Annotated in this window: 18 protein-coding genes; 10 read left to right on the top strand and 8 right to left on the bottom strand. The window is 61.7% G+C overall.

Annotated elements, in window-relative coordinates; genetic code table 11:
- Window positions 1-140: 140 nt before the first annotated feature.
- Complete coding sequence (locus FHW96_RS06485; protein ID WP_371815655.1) at window positions 141-1,607, top strand: MFS transporter; 1,467 nt, start codon at window positions 141-143, stop codon at window positions 1,605-1,607.
- A 1-nt stretch (window position 1,608) separates the two neighbouring features.
- Here FHW96_RS06485 and FHW96_RS06480 read toward each other — a convergent pair whose 3' ends face one another.
- Window positions 1,609-2,637, bottom strand: a complete 1,029-nt coding sequence (locus tag FHW96_RS06480) for a LacI family DNA-binding transcriptional regulator (protein ID WP_172339736.1) — start codon at window positions 2,635-2,637, stop codon at window positions 1,609-1,611.
- Between the two features lie 218 nt (window positions 2,638-2,855).
- Between FHW96_RS06480 and FHW96_RS06475 the strand changes: the two genes are divergently transcribed.
- From FHW96_RS06475 to FHW96_RS06465, 3 genes are read left to right on the top strand one after another with little or no spacing between them, the layout of a single operon-like run.
- Window positions 2,856-5,246, top strand: a complete 2,391-nt coding sequence (locus FHW96_RS06475) for a TonB-dependent receptor (protein ID WP_172339735.1) — start codon at window positions 2,856-2,858, stop codon at window positions 5,244-5,246.
- Between the two features lie 55 nt (window positions 5,247-5,301).
- Window positions 5,302-6,717 (top strand): sulfatase-like hydrolase/transferase, encoded by a 1,416-nt coding sequence (locus tag FHW96_RS06470; protein ID WP_172339734.1) that lies wholly within the window; start codon window positions 5,302-5,304, stop codon window positions 6,715-6,717.
- Between the two features lie 12 nt (window positions 6,718-6,729).
- Window positions 6,730-8,157 carry a sulfatase-like hydrolase/transferase gene (locus FHW96_RS06465; RefSeq protein ID WP_172339733.1) on the top strand — a complete coding sequence of 476 codons (1,428 nt, stop codon included), beginning with the start codon at window positions 6,730-6,732 and terminating at the stop codon, window positions 8,155-8,157.
- Window positions 8,158-8,263: 106 nt separating this feature from the next.
- Here the strand turns inward: FHW96_RS06465 and FHW96_RS06460 are convergent, their stop codons facing one another.
- The 3 genes from FHW96_RS06460 to FHW96_RS06450 all read right to left on the bottom strand — a co-directional run bounded on the left by FHW96_RS06460 (window position 8,264) and on the right by FHW96_RS06450 (window position 12,287).
- On the bottom strand, window positions 8,264-10,588 hold the full coding sequence (locus FHW96_RS06460) for a TonB-dependent receptor (RefSeq protein WP_172339732.1): 2,325 nt from the start codon (window positions 10,586-10,588) through the stop codon (window positions 8,264-8,266).
- Between the two features lie 161 nt (window positions 10,589-10,749).
- The gene (locus FHW96_RS06455; protein ID WP_172339731.1) at window positions 10,750-11,733 is read right to left on the bottom strand and encodes a helix-turn-helix domain-containing protein; all 984 of its coding nucleotides are present in this window, start codon (window positions 11,731-11,733) and stop codon (window positions 10,750-10,752) included.
- A gap of 86 nt (window positions 11,734-11,819) precedes the next feature.
- A complete protein-coding gene (locus FHW96_RS06450) occupies window positions 11,820-12,287 on the bottom strand; it encodes a GFA family protein (RefSeq protein ID WP_172339730.1) in 468 nt (155 codons plus the stop codon).
- 186 nt (window positions 12,288-12,473) lie between these two features.
- Here FHW96_RS06450 and FHW96_RS06445 point away from each other — a divergent pair, with 186 nt between their 5' ends.
- From FHW96_RS06445 to FHW96_RS26150, 3 genes are read left to right on the top strand one after another with little or no spacing between them, the layout of a single operon-like run.
- Window positions 12,474-13,841, top strand: a complete 1,368-nt coding sequence (locus FHW96_RS06445; RefSeq protein ID WP_216650802.1) for an aminomethyl transferase family protein — start codon at window positions 12,474-12,476, stop codon at window positions 13,839-13,841.
- A 39-nt stretch (window positions 13,842-13,880) separates the two neighbouring features.
- Complete coding sequence (locus tag FHW96_RS06440) at window positions 13,881-14,633, top strand: Rieske 2Fe-2S domain-containing protein (RefSeq protein ID WP_253950787.1); 753 nt, start codon at window positions 13,881-13,883, stop codon at window positions 14,631-14,633.
- Window positions 14,620-14,913, top strand: a complete 294-nt coding sequence (locus FHW96_RS26150; RefSeq protein ID WP_253950786.1) for a hypothetical protein — start codon at window positions 14,620-14,622, stop codon at window positions 14,911-14,913. Before FHW96_RS06440 ends, FHW96_RS26150 begins: the two co-directional genes overlap by 14 nt.
- A 23-nt stretch (window positions 14,914-14,936) precedes the next feature.
- On the opposite strand, the gene FHW96_RS06435 is transcribed toward FHW96_RS26150, so the two are convergent.
- Window positions 14,937-15,230 carry a hypothetical protein gene (locus tag FHW96_RS06435; RefSeq protein ID WP_172339729.1) on the bottom strand — a complete coding sequence of 98 codons (294 nt, stop codon included), beginning with the start codon at window positions 15,228-15,230 and terminating at the stop codon, window positions 14,937-14,939.
- Window positions 15,231-15,364: 134 nt separating this feature from the next.
- A complete protein-coding gene (locus tag FHW96_RS06430; protein WP_172339728.1) occupies window positions 15,365-16,420 on the bottom strand; it encodes an aromatic ring-hydroxylating dioxygenase subunit alpha in 1,056 nt (351 codons plus the stop codon).
- Between the two features lie 121 nt (window positions 16,421-16,541).
- Here FHW96_RS06430 and FHW96_RS06425 point away from each other — a divergent pair, with 121 nt between their 5' ends.
- Window positions 16,542-17,171: a TetR/AcrR family transcriptional regulator gene (locus FHW96_RS06425; protein WP_172339727.1), complete on the top strand. Its 630-nt coding sequence runs from the start codon at window positions 16,542-16,544 to the stop codon at window positions 17,169-17,171.
- A 62-nt stretch (window positions 17,172-17,233) separates the two neighbouring features.
- On the opposite strand, the gene FHW96_RS06420 is transcribed toward FHW96_RS06425, so the two are convergent.
- Window positions 17,234-19,552: a TonB-dependent receptor gene (locus FHW96_RS06420; RefSeq protein ID WP_172339726.1), complete on the bottom strand. Its 2,319-nt coding sequence runs from the start codon at window positions 19,550-19,552 to the stop codon at window positions 17,234-17,236.
- 495 nt (window positions 19,553-20,047) lie between these two features.
- Here FHW96_RS06420 and FHW96_RS06415 point away from each other — a divergent pair, with 495 nt between their 5' ends.
- Window positions 20,048-21,760 carry a tannase/feruloyl esterase family alpha/beta hydrolase gene (locus FHW96_RS06415; protein WP_172339725.1) on the top strand — a complete coding sequence of 571 codons (1,713 nt, stop codon included), beginning with the start codon at window positions 20,048-20,050 and terminating at the stop codon, window positions 21,758-21,760.
- 6 nt (window positions 21,761-21,766) lie between these two features.
- Here FHW96_RS06415 and FHW96_RS06410 read toward each other — a convergent pair whose 3' ends face one another.
- Complete coding sequence (locus FHW96_RS06410; RefSeq protein ID WP_172339724.1) at window positions 21,767-22,273, bottom strand: DUF3237 domain-containing protein; 507 nt, start codon at window positions 22,271-22,273, stop codon at window positions 21,767-21,769.
- Window positions 22,274-22,347: 74 nt separating this feature from the next.
- Between FHW96_RS06410 and FHW96_RS06405 the strand changes: the two genes are divergently transcribed.
- On the top strand, window positions 22,348-23,418 hold the full coding sequence (locus tag FHW96_RS06405; RefSeq protein WP_172339723.1) for an alpha/beta hydrolase: 1,071 nt from the start codon (window positions 22,348-22,350) through the stop codon (window positions 23,416-23,418).
- Window positions 23,419-23,476 lie beyond the last annotated feature (58 nt).

The raw sequence follows: 23,476 nt of genomic DNA, 5'->3' as shown, positions 1-23,476 counted from the left end.
TGTACATATTGGCAAATTTCCGGCGGGCAAGATCGCAGGGCGCCCCGCAAAATGCAAATGATGCTTTTTCACCACGCTTTGCCGCAAGTTAGCATCGGCCAACCGTTCGACTGGCCAGCCTGTCGGATCGTCGCTATGCGGTGATTGCAGAGTTTGGGCCAGAATCCCGACCAACGGGGCGGCGCAGGGGAGAGGACGTGGGCGATATCTTGCGCGCAAAGCGCTATTTCCCTTTTGCCGCGCTGTTGCTTGCAAACTTCATGGAAGTTTTAAACGCGATGTTCGTCAATGTCTCGATGCCGGTTGTGGCACGCGACCTTCATGCATCCAGCCATATAACCCATTGGTTTTACAGCTCCTATGCACTCGGCTTTGCGTTGACGCTGGTGCTGACCGGCCCGATGGCGGACCGGATCGGGCATCGCCGAGTCTTTCTGGCGGGAGCGGGGCTCTATGTCGGGGCCTCGCTGTCCTGCGCACTGTCGGGGGGGATCATCGCCTTCCTGCTCTCGCGTCTGCTGCAGGGCGCGGCTTTTGCCCTGACCGCGCCCCAGATCATGGGGCTGCTCCATATCCTCTATGCTCCGCAAGACCGCGTCCGACTGCTGCCCGCGCTTGGCTTTGCTTCGGCCTCGGCAGGCACATTCGGGCCGGTGGTGGCCGGATTACTGATATCGGGCAATTTTGCCGATCTTGGCTGGCGCGTGGTGTTTATGGTGGGGGCGATGATCGGCGCGACGGCGCTGCTGCTCGGCTACTGGCTGCTTCCGCGCGACACGCATCGCCCCGAGGATGGGAGGGACCAAGGATTTCTGTATCGACCTATGCCGCTGGTGATAGCGGTGGGCGCGATCATGGCGATGTTCGAGTGGCTGGGGCGAGACACGGCAGGATTTCATCCATGGATGATGGCACTGGCCGCCCTGCCCTTTTTGGCCCTGTGGCGGATCAGGCGGGGGACGTTTTCGCTGCGTCGCCCGTGGGACGCGCGCTCCGATCCTACCGCTCTGTCGCAACTGGCCACAGGCGCGATGCTGACCATCTGTTTCAGCGCCAGCAGCAACAGCCTGATCATCATCATCAATCACATTCTTCAAAACGGGCGGGGTCATTCACCCTATGTCTCGGGCGCGATTCAGATCCCCTATGGCATGGGCGTGTTCTTCTCGATCCTGTTCTTTGGCCGGTTTCTGCTGAAAAAAGACGGGCGGTTTGTCATTGCCGCCGGGGCGGCGCTGCTGGCCCTTGCCGCGCCGCTGATCATGTGGGCGGGGCAAAATCCGCATTGGCCGGTCTGGGCGTTGCTGCCCATTCTGGGGCTGGCGGGCATGGGGGTTGGCATGACATCGGGCTGTATCGGCCCGGCCAGCATGGCGCGCACCGCCCCCGCCCATGCCGGAGCCAGCGCCGCCGCGCTGCGACTGGGGCAACAGATCGGCCTGGCGCTGGGCGGGGCCTTGATCATGCGTCCCTATTTCTATCTGTCGCAGCAACCTGCGGCAGGCGCGGGGCCGCCATCCTATCTGCTGGTTCTGCTCTTCGTACTGGCAACGGCAGTGATGCTGGCTGCCAGCTTTCCCAGACCGCTCTTTCCCCCGCGCGCTTAAGTCACGTCTCGGCCGTGCTGGCACGTGGTATCAGTTCGACCGGAAATGTCATCACCCTCGCGCGGACTGGTGCCGGTTCGGTCAGCCAGCACACGGCCTGATAGGCCATGTCCGTATTGGGCTGGCGCACAGTAGTCAGCGCAGGCCATGTCAGCCGCCCGAAATCGGCATTGCCATAGCCCGCCACGGCCAGATCCTGCGGCAGGGCAAAACCGGCCGCATGGCCGCGCGCCAGAACGCCTGCGGCCACTTCATCATTGAAGGCGAAGATCGCGCTTGGGCGCTCTTTTTGCGCCAGCAGTTCGGCGGCCTCGCTGTAACCGATAGGGTTCTGGCCCTCTGCGCCGCGCATACCGATGGGATAGCCCACGTTGGTGATCTGGTCCTCTGATCCGCCAAGGCGCAGAATTTCTTCAACAAACCCCCGATAACGCTGCCCTGCGGCAACATGGCCCACCGCATTCATGATAAGGCCAAAGCGGCGATGCCCTTTTTCCCACAAGTGGCGGGCGATCAGCGCGCCGCCGCCCATTTCGTCCGCCTGAACCACATCGGAACGTTCAAAATCGCCCATCGGCGAATGGCGGACATAGCGCAGCCCCAGATCATCGAACATGGCCAGCAACGCTTCGTTGCTGCTCAGCGGGGAGGTGACAAAAATACCATCGACGGGGGCCGCCTGCAATTGCCGACGAAAGGTGTCGATGGCATCGCTCTGCCCGGGGTCGAATTCGCGGATGATAAGATGATAGCCGCGCTCCTGACAGGCACGCGCCGCGCCGCGATAGATCTGCGACATGAAGAAGGCCGTCATCCAATTGGAAACGATGCAGATTCTCAGCGTCTTGGCGCTGGCCAACGCGCGGGCCGAAACATTCATCTGATAGCCCAATTGCTGGACCGCCTCCATCACCCGATCGCGTGTTTCGGCCCCCACGCCCTTCTCGCCATTGAGCGTTCGAGCCACCGTTTTGGCGGACACTCCGGTAATGCGGGCAACATCATCTAGCGTGGGTCTGCGGTTCGACATGGGCGTTGCATAAGCCAATAGGACGGGACCTGTCCACGCGGGTCAATGGGCATGGCGTTTCTTGACAGCCCTGTCACGGTTGATTAGGCGTTACGTCAGCGCTGACGTTGATTCGTCCAAAGTGCGGCATAAGAGAATCTGCCCCCAAATTTGGACAGTTCTGCGAATAAACTGGCCAAATTTGGGCGCAACAATCAAAAACAGGGAGAGACATCGCCATGAAATCCATCCGCACGGCCCTTTTGCTGGGCATGGTAACGACAGCGCTGACGCAAACAGCCCATGCGCAGGCCCCCACCGCCGAAGCCGCCCCCGGAGACATTGTCGTCACCGCCCAAAAACGCGCAGAACGCCTTCAGGATGTGCCTCTCGCCGTCACCGCCCTCACCGCGCAGGCACTGGCCACGCGCAACATCACCGACACTACCAGCCTTGGCCAGATCTCGCCCTCGCTGACCTATACGCAGGGCACCAATCCGAACAATTCGAACTTCCGCATCCGCGGCATTGGCACCGCCGTGTTTGGCGTGGGCAATGAATCCTCGGTCTCGGTGGTGATGGACGGCGTGGTGATGGCCCGCGCGGCGCAGGGGTTTTCCGATCTGGCCGACATTGAGCGGATCGAAGTCCTGCGCGGGCCGCAGGGCACGCTGTTCGGCAAGAACGCCACCGGCGGCGCGATCAACGTGGTCACCGCCCGCCCAACCAGCGAATTGTCGGGCAAGGTCAATGCCACCATCGCCGAAAAGGGCGAATATCACCTGAACGGCACCGTCTCGGGCCCGCTGGGCGAGCATGTCCGCCTGCGTTTGAGCGGCTATTACAACAAGGATGACGGCTATATCTATAACGTCGCCCGCAAGGCCAAGACCAACGGCAGCGAAGGCTATGGCCTGCGCGGGAAGCTGGAGGTGGATATTGGGCGGTTGAACCTGCTGGCCGGGTTCAATTATGGCCATAACCAATCGCAATGCTGCCAGACGGTGGCCATCCGCACCGACAATGCCAATCTGGCCCTGCTTCAGGCCCCGGTGATCGCCGGCCCGTCGAACGCGCAGGTCAATTCGAACCTCGACACCGTAACACTGACCACCCAGCAGACCTATTCGCTGGAGGCGAAGCTCGACCTTGGCGCGCTGTCGCTGACCTCGGTCAGCGCCTATCAGAAGTATAAGTTCTATAACAATCAGGATGTTGATGCCATCAACACCGATGTCCCCATCTACAGCGGCGGCACCGCGGCCCCCGCCTATGCCCAGTTCGACGTGAATGGCGGCGGCTATCAACTGGACAATTTCTCGCAGGAACTACGCCTGTCCAATGCCAAGAAAGGTCGGATCAATTATGTCGGCGGGCTCTATTTCTCGGATCTGACCATTGACCGCGATTTCACGCGGCGCATCGTCACCTGCTCGGCGCCCGCCTCATCGGGGCTGTCCATCGGGGCGCCCTGCCCTGCGGCCAATGTCGTGGGCTCCTCGGGGGCCAGCCTGGCTCATCTGCGCTCCTATCAATATGCCGGGTTTGGCCAGGTCGATTACAATCTGGTCGGCGGGCTCAAAGCCATCGGGGGCCTGCGCTGGCAGCATGAATATATCTCGGTCTATGGGTTCCAGTATCCCAACGCGCCCTTTGCCGGGGATTCGCTCAATGTCCCGGTCACGCGCGGTTTTGCCGCCGCCTCGGACGAGGTGCTGACCGGCAAGGCGGGCCTGCAATATGAATTTAACCGCAATGCTCAGGCCTATGCCACCTATACGCGCGGCTATAAGGGCCAATCGCTGGGCACCGAATATAACCAGACGTTCAACAACAATGCCGTGGTGCGCCCCGAAACCGTCAACGCCTTTGAACTGGGCTTCAAAGGCACAACCCTCGACCGCAAGCTGAGCATCGCTGTGTCGGCCTTTATCGCCAAATACAAGGATTTGCAGGTTCAGGCCAACAAGTCGGATCAATCGACCGGCAATTTCCTCTTCACCGTCACCAATGCGGGCGCGGCCACCACCAAGGGCGTCGAGATCGAGCTTACTCTGCGCCCGGTCGATGGGCTTTCGATCAACTCCTCGCTGGCCTATACACATGCACGCTTTGACGCCGATGGGCTGGCCTGCCCGCTGCAAAATCAGGCAAGTTTTGCCACCATCGCCTATGGCGCCACGCCGCCAACCAACGCCTGCTACAAGCAATATAGCGTCAACAATGTCCTGTCGGGCGCGAACCAGAATGTGCGCGGCGGCATCCTGCCCAACACGCCCGAATGGCGCCTGACTATCAACCCGCGCTATGAACGCAATGTGGGCTCGATGATCGCCTATGTCGATCTGGCCATGGCCTATCAGAGCAGCGTGCTTTTCGCGCTGGAACAGGACCCGCTGCTGGTTCAAGGCGCCTATACGACCTTTGACCTGTCGCTGGGCGCGCGTCCGGCGGACAAGGGGATCAGCGTCTCGATCTTTGCCAAGAACCTGACCGATCAGCGTTTCTATTCGGCGATGGGCCATGGCAGCGAGCTGACCTCGCAAACGCTGACGCCCAATAACCTCAACGCCTTTCTGCCCAAGGCGGCCTCGCGCTACTTTGGTCTGAGCGTGGGCTATTCGTTCTGACACCCCTTGGCGGCGGGGGCTCCCTCCGCCGCCAAATCCCGAAAGAGGGCATGACATGACACATATCAACCGGCGAAAGCTGCTGGCCGAAACGGGCCTGCTGGCGGCCAGTCTGACACTTGGGGGTCTGGCGCTTGGGGGGGTAGCGCGAGGGGCCGGAACCCGCCCGCCCAACATCATCATGATCCTGTGCGATGATCTGGGCTATGGCGATGTCGGCCCCACGGGCGGGCGGCGGGTGCCCACGCCCAACCTCGACCGCATGGCGGCCCAAGGCATCACGCTGACCGACTATTACGCCCCGGCCAATGTCTGCACACCCTCGCGCGCAGGGATCCTGACCGGGCGCTATCCGGTGCGCACCACGCTCTCGCGCGTGCTGCTGGAGGCCGACACCCATCAATTGCCCAAGACCGAGCGCACCATCGCCCATGCATTGAAACCGGCGTATAAAAGCGCGCTGATCGGCAAATGGCATCTGGGCCACAAGGGCGATGGGTGGGATCCGACCAATTACGGCTTCGACCTGTTTTACGGCATTCCATACAGCCATGACATCAACCCGCTGCGCCTCTATGAACGCAAGGCCGGCGAGGCGATGCGCGACGAGGAGGTCGATTTCCCCCGCCTCCAGCAGAAATTCTATGCCCGCGCGCAAGGCTTTATCGAGGAAAACGCGCATCGCCCCTTCTTCCTCGAACTAGCGCTCTCCTCGCCCCATCTGCCCAATTTCCCCGCGCCCGGTTTTGGCGGGAAATCAACGGCGGCGGGCGCCTATGGCGATACGATCATCGAGATCGACAGCATCGTGGGCCGGTTGAACGCCACGCTGGCCCGGCTGGGGCTGGAGCGCGACACGCTGGTGATCTTCACCTCGGACAATGGGCCGTGGTTTGAAGGGTCGACCGGTGGCCTGCGTCAGCGCAAGGGCGGCGGGGCCTATGACGGGGCCTATCGCGTGCCTTTTGTGGCGCGCTGGCCCGGCCATATCCCCGCCGGTCGGCGCAGCAATGCGATGGCCATGGGCATTGACGTGCTGCCCACGGCCTGCGCGCTGGCGGGCCTGCCGCTGCCGCCGGGGGTGGAGATCGACGGGCGCGACATCAGCGCGGTGCTGATGCACGGCGCAGCCTCGCCGCATGAGGAATTGCTGTTGTTTCAGGACGAGAATGTCGTGGGCATCCGCACCCGGCGCTGGAAATATGTCCGCGCCGATTTCTATATGAACTTCCTGATACCGCTTGACGGGCGCGGCTATCCCCAGCTCTACGACATGCGCGATCCCACAGAGCAATATAGTGTGGCCTCGCTGCACCCGGATGTGGCTCGCGCGATGCAGGCGCGGATGCAGCAGGCCGCCGCGCGTTTCGCCCCCTATCGCCGCACGCCCGAAGACCCGATCGCGGCGCAGGCCAAGGCCCAGTCTGCCGCGCGCGGCCATACCAATGTGCCCGGCATGTGGCAGGATTGACGGAGAGATGTCATGAAACTGCGAAAAAATGTCGCTCTGGCGGTCATCGCTGCCATGCTCCTGCCCGCGGGCGCCATGGCGCAGAGCGGCCCCGCACCGGAATATAGCCATGGTCCGGCGGCCTCCCCGCCTGCCCCGGTCGCGCGCCGGGCCGGGACGCCCAATGTCATCTTCATTCTGGCCGATGACATCGGGATCGAAGCCTTCAACGCCTATGGCGGCGAATATTACACGCCCAACATCGACCGCCTTGCCAAGGAAGGCGTTCGCTTTACCCAGGCCCATGCCACCCCGCTGTGCAGCCCTTCGCGGGTTCGCCTGATGACAGGCATGGAAAGCCACCGCAATTACGATGCCTTCGGCTATCTGGCGCCGGGCCAGTTCACCTTTGCCAATATGATGAAAGACTCTGGCTATGCCACCGGCATCGTCGGCAAATGGCAATTGATGGGCAATGGCTTTGACGGGCGCGTGGGCATCACGCCGCAGCAGGCCGGGTTTGACGAAAGCTATCTCTGGCAGTTGAATGCGCTCGACGCCAAGGGTTCGCGCTATTGGGGCCCAACCCGCGTCGGCAATGGCCGGACCAAGATCAGCGAGGAAGGCTTCGGCCCTGATTTCGACAGCCAATATGCGCTGGATTTCATCAGCCGTCACAAGGACCAGCCCTTCTTCCTCTATTACCCGATGGTACTGGTGCATAATCCCTTTGTCCCCACCCCCGACAGCATGACCGCCGAAGGCGCGAAGACCCGCTTTGCCGCCATGGTCACCTATATGGACAAGCTGGTGGGCCGGTTGATGGATCGCCTCAAGGCCGAGGGGCTGGATGAGAACACCGTGGTGATCTTTTCGGGCGACAATGGCACCAACCGCCAGATCACCTCGACCCGCGCAGGCTTTGCTGTGCGCGGGGGCAAGGGCACGCCCACCCTGTCGGGCACCCATGTGCCGATGATCATACGTGCGCCGGGCAAACTGCCCGTCGGAGCTACGCGTGATGGCCTGTTCGATTTTGCCGACATCATGCCCACCATCGCCGAAGCCAGCGGCGTGCAGGCCCCCACCGGCATCGACGGCGTCAGCCAATGGGCCGTGGCCAAGGGTGAGAAGAGATCGGCGCGCGACTGGATTTTCCAGCATTACGCCCCGCAATGGGTGTTCGATCCGGCGCGCTATGTCTTTGACGCTCATTACAAACTCTATGGCGACGGCCGCTTTGTCGCGCTGGACGATATGGCGGGCAGCGAAATCCCGATCCCCGCGCCCAAGGGTGAGGCCGCCGCGCGCAAGGCAAGCCTGCAAAAGGTGCTGGATTCCATCAAGGACGGACCGCTCAGCAAGGTCAGATTCCCCTGGTGCGCCGGACAGACCTCTACCGATCCGACCCGTCCCGCAACCGAGGCTGGGTGCAAAAACATGCCCCAGGGAGAGGAATAGCTTTCCTGCTCCTTGGACGGCACAGGAAATTATTCCGACCCCTGACTGCGCCGGGCGGGCCCCTCTCCAATGGATCGCCCGGCGCCTTTTCAACGACTTCCCGGTTTCAGAACTTGCGGCGCAGGCTGACCTGCCATTGGCGCGGCTGAGCCAGAATGTATGAACCGGCAAAATAGGGCACCACGGTATTGAGCGAGGTAGCTTCGGCATAGAATGTGTTGAACAGATTGGTCACGGCCAAGGAAGCCTGCCAGTCGCTTTGCGGACTGTCCCAAGTCAGGCGGGCATTGACCAGTTGCAACGCTGGCAAATGGCCCAGCGGCGTATTGGTCGCGTCGGTATAGATGCTGGATCGGTGCCTGATGTCGATCCGGGGCGTGATCATGCCCTTGCCCGTGTCATAGGCATATTGCGCGCCCAGCGATGCGGTAAATTCGGGGTTGAATACCGACCGCATGCCCACGACCACCCCGCTGGTGGCCACGACATGGTCATAGGCAAAGCCGGTGTAGCCCAGCGAGGCATCGGCCGAAAAACCGCCCGGACCGCGCAGCGTGGCTTCCGCTTCGACGCCCTTGATCGTGGCATCGCCGATATTGGCCGTTTGATTGCAGGGAAAACCGGGCGCAGGCGAAATCGCATCGCAACTGCGCAAGGTGCCCTGAAGGTTTTTGAGCTTGCTGATATAGCCGGCCAGGTTGAGCAGGAGATGGCGGTCAAACAGCGTGTTCTTCAGCCCCGCTTCATAGGTGGTGAGCGTTTCGGGGGCAAAGGGCAGCGCCTGCGAAGCGACGAAGGGGCGCGGATTGATGCCGCCGCCCTTATAGCCGGTCGATATCTGCGCATAGGCCATCACAGCATTATTCAGGCGATAATCGGCATTGATGCGGTAATCAAAACGGGTGCCCTGAAACGTCCGGGTCAGATTGACCAGCGAGGCCAGACTGGGGATGATATTGCCGTAGGGGTCAAAGCGGTTGAAGGTGAAATCCTTGCGATCATCGGTATAGCGCCCGCCAAGGGTCAGATTGAGACGCCCGGTTGCATGGATCACGCCATGCACAAAGCCGGAGATCGAGCGGGTTCGCACCGGATCGTGAAAGACCGTATCCAGATTGATGCCGCCGCCGCCCGGCGCCACTCCGCCCGAAATCGTCACCCGACCTTCTGAAACGCCCGTGGCCTTGTAATAATAGCCCCCCACGGTCCAGTCAGCCCAAGTGCCAAGCGCGCCGGAAAGACGAACTTCCTGCGTGAACTGACGGTGCAGGAGGTGCCAGCTCTGGTCAGAGATGCTGGCCGGTGTCTGGTCGATCTGGGCCGAGAGACTGGTGGAGGAATAACGATAGGCGGTGATCGAAGTGAGCCGAATATTGCCGCCAAGGTCGATGTTCAGATTGTTGCTGACGCCTTTGGCATCGAGGGTGGAATTGGGCGACATCGGATAGGCCGGAGCAGGCGAGGTGCCGGTCGGGCGGCTCTGATAGGTCTCGTAATTGCTATAGCTGCCCCATGGCGTGATGTAATTGGCAGAGCCTGCCCATGCCGGGCTTTGAAACACCGTTTTCTGCGCCGGATTTTCCGATTGGTCCTGCGTTGTATCGATGGAAAGCACATTCTCGATGCCCGGCCCCGGCGTCCAGAGCAGACTGGCCCGGGCCGACCAGACCGATTCGCCGCCCTGCGTGCCCAGCACGCAATTGGCGCCCGTGCGCAAAGTGGTGCCGCTGCCCGTTGCGCAGCCATAATCCAGCCGCTGCATGAAACCATCGCGGCGGCGGCCTGACACGGAAAAACGCATGGCCAGCTTGTCGGGAATAATGGTGACATTGGCCGCCGCCCGCCCGCTCAGCAAATTGCGCCCGCCCGCTGTGACTTCGACATAGGCATCGGGCTGAAACGAAGGTTTGCGCGAATAGAGCTTTACCGAGCCGCCAATCGAGTTCTTGCCCGAAAGCGTGCCTTGGGGCCCTCGCGCAATTTCCACGCGATCGGTGTCAAGAAGCTGGAACACCGCCACGGACATCACCCCGTAATAGACATCATCGACATACATGCCCACGCCCGGTTCCACCGCAAAATGGATATCGGACTGACCCACGCCGCGGATGAAGACGCTGGCAAACTGGCCAAAGCCGCCCTGTCCCTTGGACAGATTTACATTGGGCGCGCCGGCGGCGGCCGAAACAATGTCGGTGGCGCTGCGCTTTTCCAGCAGGTCGCGCCCCATGGCGGAAATGGCGATGGGCGTGTCCTGCAGGCGCTGCGCCCTGAACTGGGCCGTCACGATAATTTCCGGGGCGGCGGGCTTGTCGGTCTCCTTGGCCGGAGCCCCCTCTGCGGCCAGAGCGGCAGGCGGGCAGGCCAGCGCCAGCGCCAGCGCCAGCGCCAGAGCAAACAGCGAGGCAGCTTGACAGAATCTTGCCATCATTTTCCTCATCCCACTTTGCGTGGCGCGGTTTACAAAGCCGCACCCTCATTTTGTGAGATCAGTCTAATGGCTATATCGACCTGCCTCTTGGCTTGGCGCGACCCGCATCTGAACAAATGCGACGCGATTGTCAGGCACGCAGGCCCGCGTTTCAAGCCGCCTTACTGTCCGCGAAACTGGCTGGGCGAACAGCCGAAACGGCGGCGAAAAGTACGGCTGAAATGGCTGACATCGTTAAAGCCCACATCGAGCGCGATATCGATGATGCGGGCCGATTCACGGTCGCTCGACAGCGCGATCTTCCTTGCCGCCTCGTCCAGCCGGGCGTTGACGATAAACTGGCGCGGGCTGATGCCTTCCAGCAGAAAGGCCCTTTGCAACTGGCGCATGCTGACCCCGATCCGATCCGCGACGGCATGGACGGACAGGTCGGGATCGGCCAGATTGCGCATCACGAAAGTGATCGCGTCGCGCCGGATGGAACGCCTCGCAGGGCTCAGGAGGGTCTCGCCCTGCTCAGGCATCGCGCCCTGCCCGACATTGCAGACGAGGCTGACCATATCCCCCAGCAAATCGGCGGCGCCTCTGTGCCAATCGCCATCCGGCTCGCTCAGCAGCGCATTGCGGCATGCCCGGACCACCGACACCGCCAGCCCCACAGCCGCCTTTCCTCCGGTCAGATGGCGGCCGATCAGCGCTTCGGGATTGTCCATTTTGCGCGCGGCGCAGGAATAGGGGATCTTGACGAGGATCAGCCCCATATTCTCATCCGACCGGCTGCTCCACGGCCGGGTCAGATCGCGGAACACGATGTCTCCCTCGGCCAGATCCACGTGCCAGTTCGATTGGGCAATCCGGCTGTGACCTCGGTCGGCGATGGTCATCACAAAGGCGTCGCGGTCGGGCGCCGTCCAGGCCCCCGCTCTGCCCGACGCGCTGGTGGCCAGCGCCGGGGTCGAATCGATAAGAACCATGCCCATGTCGCCGATTTCCACGCGCCGCATCCGGGCATGAAAGGATCGTTGATCGCGCGGGGTGACGATCAGGTCGGACAAGGTATCACTGCCCAGTTGCGACCAGCGCGACTGGCGCTGCGGCAGGGGGACGGACTGTGTATCAAATTCATAGAAGCTTGATTGAACCAAGGCTTCTCTCCCATACCTTATGCCGGACAGGTTCCTGTCTCTTGCACCCGAAAGCCTATGCCTCGCGCCAAACGCGCACAAGCGGCTTAATCACCCGACAACACGCCCGTCATCGCATTTAGCGTGGCCTCGGACATGGGCGCATAATCGGCATAGCGCGGCAGGGCCGGGTCGAAATGGTCCCATTTCACCGCCTGCTTGGTATAGATCACCGCCTGCGGGCTGACCTGATCGGGATCGTCGAGCGAGCCTGACTGCACCATGATCATTTCACCCGGCAGCGAGCCGGAAGTGAAAATGCGCCCGCCGCAAATGCCGCAAAAATGGCGCGTCACGCTGCCGCCGCTCTCGCCATGGCTGGTATAGGTGGTCGGCGTGCCGGTGATGGTCAACTGGCTCTGATGGATGCCGATGATGGTGGTGTGGCCGGTGCCGGTCGCCTTCTGACAATCCCTGCAACAGCATTGCTGCTCGAACAGGCTGGGGCCTTGCAGATGGTAACGTATGGCGCCGCAAAGGCAGCCGCCTTCATGGACGGTTCCCGCTTCGATCATGGCCTTGCTCCTCTCGCCGTGTCTTCGCACGTGTATGCGCGAGAATGGGCAGGATCGGACCGATGCACAAGCCCGCTTGGGAAAGATGCGGTTTGTCGTTTTGGGCCCTGTGGTTGTCGTGCCGCGCAAAGACAGCACGCGCGCCTCCGGCATAGGCTGCACCCCATACTATCGGAGGATGCTCTTGTGACAGGTTCACTTCAAAGCAAGATCGACGCGGCGGGCGGGGCCCTGGCCATGATGCGCCATGCGCAGACCGGGCCCTATGTTTTCCCCATCCCAGCCGAATTTTCAAACTGGCGCGAAGAACAGTACGCATGGCGCGAGGGCGTCGCGCTGATGGATCAATCCTTTCACATGACCGATCTTTATGTCGAAGGCCCCGATGTCATTCCCTTTGTCTCCAGCCTTGCCGTGAACAGTTTCAAGGGTTTTGGCGACAACAAGGCCAAGCAGTTCATTGCCTGCGGCCCCGATGGTCATTTGATCGGCGATATGATCATCATGGGGCTGGGCGATCAATTGGTGAATATCATTGGCCGCCCCACGGTGGCGAACTGGATCGAATATCAGGCCTCGCTGGGTCAGTATGACGTGCGCTGTGATCGCGATGAGCGCAGCGTTCAGAACCCGCGGGCGCGCAAGACTTTCCGCTTCGAGATACAGGGCCCGGATGCATGGAGCCTGCTGGAAAAGCTGAACGGCGGGCCCATCGACCAGCCGCGCTTTTTCCAGATGGGACAGGTCAGTGTCGCGGGGCGGTCCTATCGCTCGCTGCGACACGGCATGGGCGGGGCGCCGGGGCTGGAATTCTGGGGCCCGGTCGAACATTATGACGAGGTCAAACAGGCCATTCTGGAGGCGGGCGCTTCCTTCAACCTGAAACAGGTGGGCGCGCGGGCCTACGGCAGCGCGGCGGTCGATTCAGGCTGGCTGCCCTGCCCCATGCCCGCGATCTATTCGAGCGAGGCCATGCGGGCCTATCGCGAATGGCTGCCAGCGCAATGCTTCGACGGCATCGCCTCGCTGGGCGGCAGTTTCGTCTCGGAGCGGATAGAGGACTATTATTTCACACCGTGGGAATTGGATTACGGACGCCTGATCCGCTTCGACCACGACTTCATCGGCCGCGAGGCACTGGAAAAACTGGCCGACACGCCCCAGCGCAAGAAAGTGTCCATCGTGCTGAACCCCGATGACGCAACGGCGCTCTATCGCAGCCAGATGAGCCTTGGCCACAATGGCAAAGCGATGGAGATACCGACCGCCCATTATGCCGCCTATCCCTATGACGCTGTGTTCAATGCTTCGGGCGATCCGGTGGGCATTTCAACCTATTGCGCCTTTCTCGCGCCCGATGCCGCATGGGTCAATCTGGCTGTGGTAGACGAAGCCCATGCGGCGGTCGGCACCCAGCTCACCATCCTTTGGGGTGAACCGGGCGGCGGATCGGCAAGGCCAACCGTGGAAAGGCATGTGCAGATGCCCATTCGCGGCACCGTGGCCGGTTGGCCTTTCTCCAAGGTCGCCCAGACCGGCTATCGCCCCGGCTGAGCCTTCCCCACGTTGCCTTTATTCCCACAGGAACGCCCCATGTATCCCTTCACCGACGGAAGCTATGCCCCAAAAAACGGCTGGTATGTCGCCGCCTTCTGCCATGAAGTGGGCGAGGAACTGCTCAGTCGCTGGATTCTCAACCAGCCTGTCGTCCTCTACCGCAAGGCGGATGGGACGGCGGTTGCGGTGCAGGGCCGCTGCCCCCACCGCCATTTCCCGTTGGGCGCCAGCAAGCGCGTGGGCGATGCCATCCAATGCGCCTATCACGGCATCACCTTTGACGCGGCGGGCGCCTGCACCTTTGTGCCCAGTCAGGAAAGGATCCCCGGCGTCTATACCATCAAAGCCTATCCGTTGGTCGAACGCGGGCTTTGGGCATGGATATGGCCGGGCGATCCGGCGCTGGCCGATGAAAGCCTGATCCCCGATATGGGCGACATAGGCTACTCCCTGCCCGGCTATCATGCCCGCGCGCTGTTTTACCATCGTGTCGAGGGGCGCTATCAATTGCTCAACGACAATCTGCTCGACCTTTCGCATCTGGGCTATCTGCACCACAGTTCGATCGGCACGCCCGATGATGCCGCCACCCCCGAAACCCGTGAGGCCAATGATCGCTTCATCCGCAGCCGCCGTATCATGCGCAACACGCTGCGCCCGGCGGTCGTGGATTGGCAGACGGATTTCGAAGGGCCGATCGACCGGGTATCAGGCATGGATTTCCATTTCCCCGGCTTTCACGCAGGCATCGCCGATGTGCTGGTGGCCGAGAGCCATGCGCGCCGGTGAATTGCTGCGGTCGAACCGGGTGTGGCATGCGGTGACCCCGGCCGGGCGAACCACAACCAATTACTTCTTCAGCATGGCCTCGCCCGATCCGAAAGCTTTGGATGAGGCCGAATCCTATCTGAAACCGGTGATCGAAGAGGATATTTTCGCCACAGTAGAGATCGAGAAGATCATTTCGACCCTGGATGAATTGCCGCCGGAACTGATGCTCAAAAGCGACGGCACGGCCGTTCTGGGTCGCCGCGCCTTGCAGCGCATGATGGACGCCGAAAGGCAATGAACCATGCGGAGCAGGCGCGACAATCAGTTGTTTTGAATGTTTGAGCGGGTTTTGGTCGCCCGTCTTGCCTCATCCGCCGCATCGATTGTCGGGCTCGCCGTCGGCTGAGGCGAAGCACATTTGGCCATAGGCTGCCCCTTCATATCCATGGACGGCATGCCCGCTCCTTGCGTTGCCGCGCCCGCATGTGCGCCGCAACGCATCTCGCCCGCCTTGCCGAGTTTGACATCGACGCCCTTGAGAGGCGCTCCGGCCCATAATGTTGATGCATTAAGAAGGAACAGGGCTGCAGTCGCCATGCCAATGAGTTTTTTCATCGCTTGCGCCTCCTTGTCTTGCCGGCAATTGCCATGCCTCATGGCCATGCCTCGTGGGGAGCAAGCGCTTTATATACCCATAGGGCTATGAATGCAGCGACAACGAAAGGTGCTAAGTAATATTACCTATCTCCTCACGCCGCCTGTTCCGAACGGATTTGCGCCTCCAGACGGCGGCGGACTTTAAGCGCGCCATTGTCCACCCGCGCGCTGATTTCCATGGGCAAGGTCACGCCGGATTGGAACACCTGCTCGATGGCTTCGATGGCGGCACTGTCCTCGGGCTGGATGCGGGTGCCCATGCCCAGATTGATCTGGCCCAGCGCAAGATTGTCCAGCCCGAAACTGCGCGTGGTGATGACGAAATAGCGCAGGGTCGTGGGGCCGGCCGGGGTGATCATATGGAGGAAATTGTTGATGCCCAGCAGCCGCCCGCTGGCCGCGTCATGCACCGCGCCGCCGGTGCGGATCATCGCCGGGCCCAGATATTCGGCGTCGAAATGCTGATGCACCGGTCCCTCCTGATCGGGAAATTGCATCTTGAGCAGGGGGTTGAGAGGCAGGTTCTCGCCCTTGCGCTGAACGGTCAGGCTATGGTCGGCCTCGATCACGGCAACCGGGATTTGCGCAACCTTCTCTCCGCCGGGAATCGTCGTGGCATGGATGAAGGTGACATGGCTGAGATCGAGCAGGTTTTCGATCAGCAGAGTGTAGCGCGCAGCCACTTCGCACACCGGATGCTGTTCACAGACCCAGTCCGTACGCCCCAGCCCTACCGCGCCCAGATCGGGAAGCAGCGCCGGATCGGCCAGATCAGCCTGCCCGGTCCAGATCCACACCAGATCACCCCGTTCGACCACCGGATAGCACCGCAGCGATGATTTCTGCGGCACGCCGCTCTGGCTGGGCACCAGCACGCAGCCACCATCCACGCCATAGGTAAAACCGTGATAGCCGCATTGCACATGGTCGCCCACCAGCCGCCCCTTTTCCAGCGGAAAGGCCCGGTGCGGGCAAATGCCCGACAGGGCCACGGCGTCGCCCCGCTCGGTGCGATAAAACAGCACCCGCTCGCCCAGAATATCGCGGGCCAGCAAGTCGCGCCCGACTTCAGCGCTATAGGCCGCGACCCACCATTGGTTGCGCGGATAGGGTTGATCGACGTTGAGCGGATAGGTTGGCGAGGTCATGGCATTCTCCCGAGTGTCGCCCTTTGGGCCTGCCTTTGTTTGTCATATGACAAAGATATTTGTCAATCGACAAACTTGCCCCCTCTTGCGCTGTAACGGCGGCCACGGCATGACCTTCCCCATGCCTCGCCCCAAAGCCACCAACACCCGCTACGACGGAGCGGAAAACCGCCGCCTCGTGCTGGAGGCGGCGCTGAGCGTCTTTTCCGACCTTGGCTTTGCCGGGGCGAGCACGCGGGCCATCGCCGCGCGGGCCGGGATCGAACAGGGTCATCTGGCCTATTACTTCCCGTCCAAGCTGACCCTGTGGCAACAGGTAATCGAAGCCTTTGCCCGCGAGGGGGAAGCCTATCTGGCCGCCCATCTCACGCCCGAAATGCTTGCTGATCCGCGCCAGGCGGCGCGGCAGGTGTTGCCCGGCTATCTGCGCAGCTATGCCAATAATCCGCGCCTGACACGGCTAATGCTGCAGGAGTTTTCCGTCCTGTCCGAAAGGCATGAATGGGTGGTCAACACCATCGGGAAACCGGTGTGGGAAAGGCTACGCCCCTTGTTTCAGGCTCTGGCCGGCGCGGGCGCGCTGGGGGATGCAGATCCCGAGATCGCTTATTTCAGCATGATCGGTTCGGCCCTTATCACTTTCGGCAATCCCGACCTGATCGGGGCGATGACCGGCGCCGATCCGCTGGAAGCCAAGTGGATCGATCGCGCAATCGAGCACATGGTCGGGCGTGTTTTGGCGCCGACATAGCGGGTCCGCCGATGCGCTTTGCCCTCCTGACCGGGGTCCGGAGGGCAAAGCATGATTGCAGATCAGAATTTGGCGTCCACAACCAACCCCACCGTGCGCATCGCTTGCGAGGTGAGCCATGCGGTCTGATAGCTGCCATTGTTGCTGATCGCGGTGACAAAGCCGGTGTTGAACAGGTTGCGGGCAAAGACCGCCGCGCTCCACCGCCCATCGGCGTCGCGCACGCCGATCTGGCCCCCGGCAATGCCATAGGCGCGCTGGGCGGTCAGCGGATCGCCGTTGGCGCTGAAATTGACCGAGCTGCGATAGTTGTAATTGGCCTTGATGAAGCCGGTCATCGTGGCGGTGACGGGCACATCATAGCTGGCATTGACCGAGAAGGTGAACTTCGGGCTGTTGGGCAAGGTGCGCCCGGTGTTGTTCATGAAGCTGGTGGCCGGAACGGTGGTCGAGGTGCCCGGAATGGTGGTGCTGACAAAACATCCGGGCTGGGCGGAATAGTTGCAGGTACCATTGGGGAAATAGGCAAAGATGGCGTCGATAAAGGCCATGTTGCCGCCGATGGTCAGGCGTTGGGTCGGCCGGGCGGTGAAGTCCATTTCCACACCCTGCGTGCGCACTTTGCCCGCATTGGCGATCTGGAGAATGGCCAGATTGGTGCCGTTGAAGATAAAGGGCGTGGCCACCTGAGTCTGGAAATCCTGAATATCGGTGTGGAACGCATCGATGTTGAACACCAGTTTGCGATCAAACCATGCTGTTTTCAGGCCGACTTCGTAATTGGTGGGAATTTCCGGGTTCGAGAACAGGGGCTGGCCTAGCGCATAGCCGCTGACCAGACCGATGCCCGGCCCCTTATATCCGCGCGAATAGGTGGCATAGACCATTACATCGGGCGTGATCTTGTATTCCATGCCCAGCTTATAGCTGAAATTGTCGGCCTTGCGGTTGCTGGGATAATTGGTCTGGTCAAACGCCAGCGGCGCCGCGCCGGGGAAAGGATTGTCGGTAGGGCTGACCAGCGTGCGGTTATAGTTGATCATGGTCAGATCGTCGTGGGTATAGCGCCCGCCCACGATCACTTTCCAATTGCTGGCCAGATTGATGTTGCCCTGACCAAACAGCGCATAGTTGAGCGTCTGGATATCGGGCTGGGCCTTGCGGCTGTAAATCGCGCTCGATGCGGGCAGGCCAAGCTGGCCCTGCTGCGGATAGGCCGCCTTCAGGTTCTGGTTGAAGTAATAAAGGCCCACCACATAATCGACCAGCCCGCGCTTGGGCGAAGCAAAGCGCAATTCCTGCGTCAACTGCTGCTGGGCTTCATCCGCGCCGTTGATCGGGAAGAAAGGCGTGTCGGTAAAGCCGGTGTCGGTGTTGTCATGGATGATCCAGCGGCGAAAGGCCGTGATCGAGGTCAGCGTGTAATCGCCGATCGATTTGTTGATTTCGGCCGAACCGCCCCATTGCACCATGTTAAGGTAGACCGGCCCGCCCACATTGGTCTTGCGGTTGTCGAGGCTGGGCACGATGTTATAGGCGTTCATGCGCGAGACGACATAGTTCGTCGGCGAGGCGCCCGCCGTGCCCACGATCACCGATTGGCAGCAATCCGAATTGTGCTGTCCCCAATCCAGCGCCAGCAGGACCGAGAGATCATCGCTGGGCTTGTACAGCAACTTGGTGCGGAAACCGCCCTCGGACTGACCACCCAGCGTCTTGCCGGTATACACGTTCTGGATGAAACCGTCGCGGTGGTTGAAATAGCCGTTCACACGCCATGCCAGCTTGTCATTGACCGGCAGGTTGACCATCGCCTCCAGCTTGGTTTCATTGTCGGTGCCATAGGAGGCGCGGGCGCTGGCCTCGAATTTCTGTACCGGGTTCTTGGTGGTGATCGACACTACACCCGCCGAACCGCCCTTGCCGAACAGCATGCCCTGGGGACCGCGCAGAATATCGACCTGCGCGATATCGGCCAGATCGCCTGTGCCCATCCCGGGCCGACCCAGCACCACGCCATCGACCACCACGCTCACGCTCTGTTCGGTGCCATCGGCAAAGGCGAAAGTGCCCACGCCGCGAATGGCGAAACCCTCGCCGCGCACACTGTTCGATTCGGCAAACTGGACGCTGGGAGCAAGGAAGCGGATGTCAGTAATGTTGCTCAGATTGGCGGCCTTGAGCACTTCACCGCTGACCGAGCTGACCGCGACGGGCACGTCCTGAAGGCGTTCGCTGCGCTTTTGCGCAGTCACCACAATATCGACGACGCCAGCGTTCTGATCACCTTTGGCGGGCGCGGCGGCGGCATGAGCGGCCGTTCCGACCGCGCCCAGCATCAGGGCAGCAAGCGAAATCGACACGGCGAATCTGGTTTTCATAGTCCGTCTCCCAATTATTTTATGTTTTCAATGTTTTGAAAAGGCATTCCGCGATGCCGACACATGGCCGGACAGCATCGGCTGCTCTTTCAGAAGTCTCTCATCCCCGCCGCCTGCTTTATGTATGCAATCAAGGGCAATCACCCGACCAACGCATGCAGTTCAGCGCTTCTATGGCGACGAGGTATTTCAGGTTTACAGCGCTGTCAAATCGGAATCGCGTCAATGTATGCAGGAAATCGATTTCCTATATATTTTGCGCACAATAATTCCAATCTTCGAACATTTACCCATGGGAATATCTCACACGGCGAACACAAACTTAGGCCGTGTATACAAATACAAGCGCTCGCGTCGGTCAGAGATAGGAAATCGGACATGGCCAATGCCCGGCCAAGTGGAACGGTCGTCATCAGCCGGACAGGCGCCTCAGGCTTTTGAACCGAGAAGCAAGACCCTACTTGCGCAAAGGTTTGCGCATGGTATGATCCGCCTATGCGCAACCACCTCCGCTCCCCCGCCCTGCTCGCCACCCTAATCTTTGCCGGATCAGCGCTTAACAGTCACGCCGCAAAGGCAAGCACCGGCTGCGCGGATCTGACCCATGCCGACCTGCCCGATCTGGTGATCGAAAGTGCTCGCAGCAATATAGCAGGCCCCGCTCCGCTTGCTGCCATGCCTGTGGGAGTGAATACGCCGCCCGCCCCAACCCTGCCCGCTCATTGCGAGGTGATCGGTCATACCGAACAGCGCACTGGCCGCGACGGACAGAATTACGCGATCCGTTTCCATCTGCGCCTGCCCGATGATTGGAATGGCCGCTTCTTCTTTCAGGGCGGCGGCGGCAGCGATGGAGACTTGGGCGATGCCATTGGCGCAATGGGCGTCGCGCCGCCGGCACTGGCGCGCGGCTATGCGGTGCTTTCGCAAGATTCAGGCCATGACAATACCGCCAATTTCGACGCCAAACGCGGCGGCACGCTGGCCTTTGGCTTCGATCCGCTGGCCCGGGCCAATTACGGCCATGCCTCGCTGCAAAAATCGGTGACGGCGGCCAGAAAAGTCATTGCCGCCCATTATGGCAAGACCCCGCAGCACAGCTATTTCGTCGGCTGCTCAAAGGGAGGGCAGGAAGGGCTGGCGCTGGTCCAGCGGTATCCCACCCTGTTCGACGGCGTGGTGGTGACGGCGCCGGGCCTGTCCCTGCCCCGCGCCGCGATTGGCGAGGCGTGGAACACCAAGAGCTTTGCGCTTTCCGCCGCGAACGGGCACAGCCCGCTTACCCCACTCAATATCGCGCATGGCTTTTCCGATGCCGATTTCGCCCTCGCGCGGCAGGCGATGCTGCACGCCTGCGACAAGCTGGACGGTCTGGCCGATGGCATGATTTTGGCCGTGGGCCAATGCACCTCGGCCCGCGTTTTGCCCGCATTCAACGCTATCCGCTGCAAGGGCGACAAGACGGACGCCTGCCTGACCAGCGCCCAAATCACCTCGTTGCAACGCGTGAACGATGGCCCGCGCGACAGCAAGGGACATGCGCTTTACGCCGGTTTCCCATGGGATGCCGGATGGGGCGCGGCCGACTGGCGCATGTGGCAATTGGGGACGGCCGATGGGCGGGCTCCCTCGCTCAACATGCTGCTGGGGGCCGGATCGCTCGCCTCGGTATTTTCGGTTCCGCCGCAAGCTGTTGCGCCCGGCGCGGAAAGCGGCCTGGCGTTTCAGATGGGCCTCGATATGGACAAGGTCGAGCAGCGCATTCTGGCGCGGGACGGCGACTTTGCCGCATCGGGTTGGGAGGATATTTCCGCCCGCTCAACCTATTTGGAGGGTTTTCTGGACCATGGCGGGCGGCTGATGGTGCTGCACGGCGGTTCGGACCCGGTGTTCTCCATCGCCGACACGCTGGACTGGTATCGCGCCATGCTGGCCCACAACGGTGATGCAGCCCGGCGCGGCACGCGTTTCTTTGCCGTGCCGGGCATGAACCATTGCACCGGCGGCCCGGCCACCGATCAGTATCAGGCGTTTGACGCGATGGTCGCATGGGTGGAGCAAAAGCAGGCGCCCGAAAGGCTGATCGCGCGCGCAGGCCCCGCATCCCCCTTTCCGGGGCGCGAAAGACCGCTTTGCGCCTTTCCCAAAATCGCCCGCTATCGCGGCCATGGCGACCCGGAAAAGGCGGAAAAGTTCACCTGCAGCTGACCCGGTTCAACGCGCGCGATAGAAGCGGATCACCACCGAAGGATGGGCCGGATCCTTGCCGCCTTCCAGTCGGCTGATCCATGCCCCATGATTGAGCCAACCATAGCGCCCCATCGGCGCCTCGAACCGGGGTGAGGTGAAAGCGGGCGTGAAGGGCTGGCCCTTTTCAGGACAGAATTGACCATGGTTGACCACATTAAACATCACGCCATCCTCGGTTTGCAGGAAATAGTCGGCATGCAGATTGCTGCACCCCGCTGCGCTCTGCAATTGCCAGTCCCAGCCGCCGGGAACGACCTTGCCCTTGATCGCCGGGCCGGAAAACTGTCCGCCAATGATGGGAATATAGCCGCGCTGGCCAAAGGCGGTTTGGCCCACCTCGACACGGGGCGCCAGCAGGACCTCGGCTTCAAACACGAACTCCAGTTGCGGCGCGGGCGGCGATGGTTCGACCGCCCCGGCCGCAGCGGTCAAGGATAAGGTCGATACGGCGACGAGTTTTAGAAAAGACATGATACAATCTCCCCCTGCATTGTGATTGTCGGCTGTCGTAAAGCAAACGTTTGTGCATTCCAAGGATGACTGACATGGGCAAGAGCATTTTCACTGGCGACCGTCGCACCGCCCTGCGCTGGATGAGCTGCGCGATGGCAACGCTGCTGCCTGGCGGACCGTTGCGGGCAAACGAAGCGGGCGCGATCACGGGCCTGCCTTTTGTCGATCCGGAACTGCGCGATGCGGCCCGACAGATCATCGCCATGACCAGCGGTTTCTATCCGATGGGCGTCGCCAAATTGCCGATGCTGCGCGGTGCCATTGCGACTGCCAGCCCGCCCGAACGCCCCGCCGTGCCGATCCGCACCGCGATAGTGCCCGTGGGCGGCGGAATGGGCGAGGTTAAAGTCTATGTGCTGAACGAGCGCGCAGGCGCCGCCCCGCGTCCAGCCATACTGCACACCCATGGCGGCGGCTTCATCACCGGATCGGCCCTGCTGGAAATGCCCGGCCTGATCGAACTGGCGCAAGAACTCGACTGCATCATCGCCTCGGTGGAATATTCGCTCGCTCCCGAGGCGACATGGCGGGTTTCCATGGAACAGAATTACGCGGGCCTGCTCTGGCTGCATACACAGGCCGCTGCGCTGGGCGTGGACCGGGCGCGGATTGCCGTGGCGGGCGAAAGTGCCGGTGGCGGGCATGCCGCGCTGCTGGCCCAAACCGCGCGCAACCGAGGGCAGGTGCCATTGGCGTTTCAATGCCTGATCTATCCGATGCTGGATGATCGCACCGGCTCGACATGGCAACCGGCGCCGGGTCTGGGGTGCATCGGCTGGGATGCGGATGCCAACCGCTATGGCTGGCGCGCGTTTCTGGGGCAGGCAGCGGGTGGGACTGGAGTTCCCTCGCGCGCGGTTCCAGCCCGCGCCGTCAGCCTCGCGGGCCTGCCGCCGGCCTTCATCGGCACCGGCTCCATCGACCTGTTCGCCCGCGAAGACATCGCCTATGCGCAGCGCCTGACGGCCGAGGGCGTGCCCACACAATTGCTGGTCCTGCCCGGCGCCTTCCACGGTTTTGACAAGGTCATGCCCAAGGCATGGGTCTCGCGCCAGCTATTCGCGGCGCGCCTGGCGGCGTATCGACGCGCCTTTGACCTTTAATCCGGGTTTTGCTTGCCCGAACAAGGCGGGGCGATACATTGCAGGCCAAGCACAGGGA

It is taken from the genome of Novosphingobium sp. SG751A (assembly GCF_013149295.1).
In the GTDB taxonomy this organism is placed as follows: Bacteria; Pseudomonadota; Alphaproteobacteria; order Sphingomonadales; family Sphingomonadaceae; genus Novosphingobium.
Note: the sequence above shows the minus strand (reverse complement) of the source record. Positions and strands in the feature narration are given on the sequence as shown.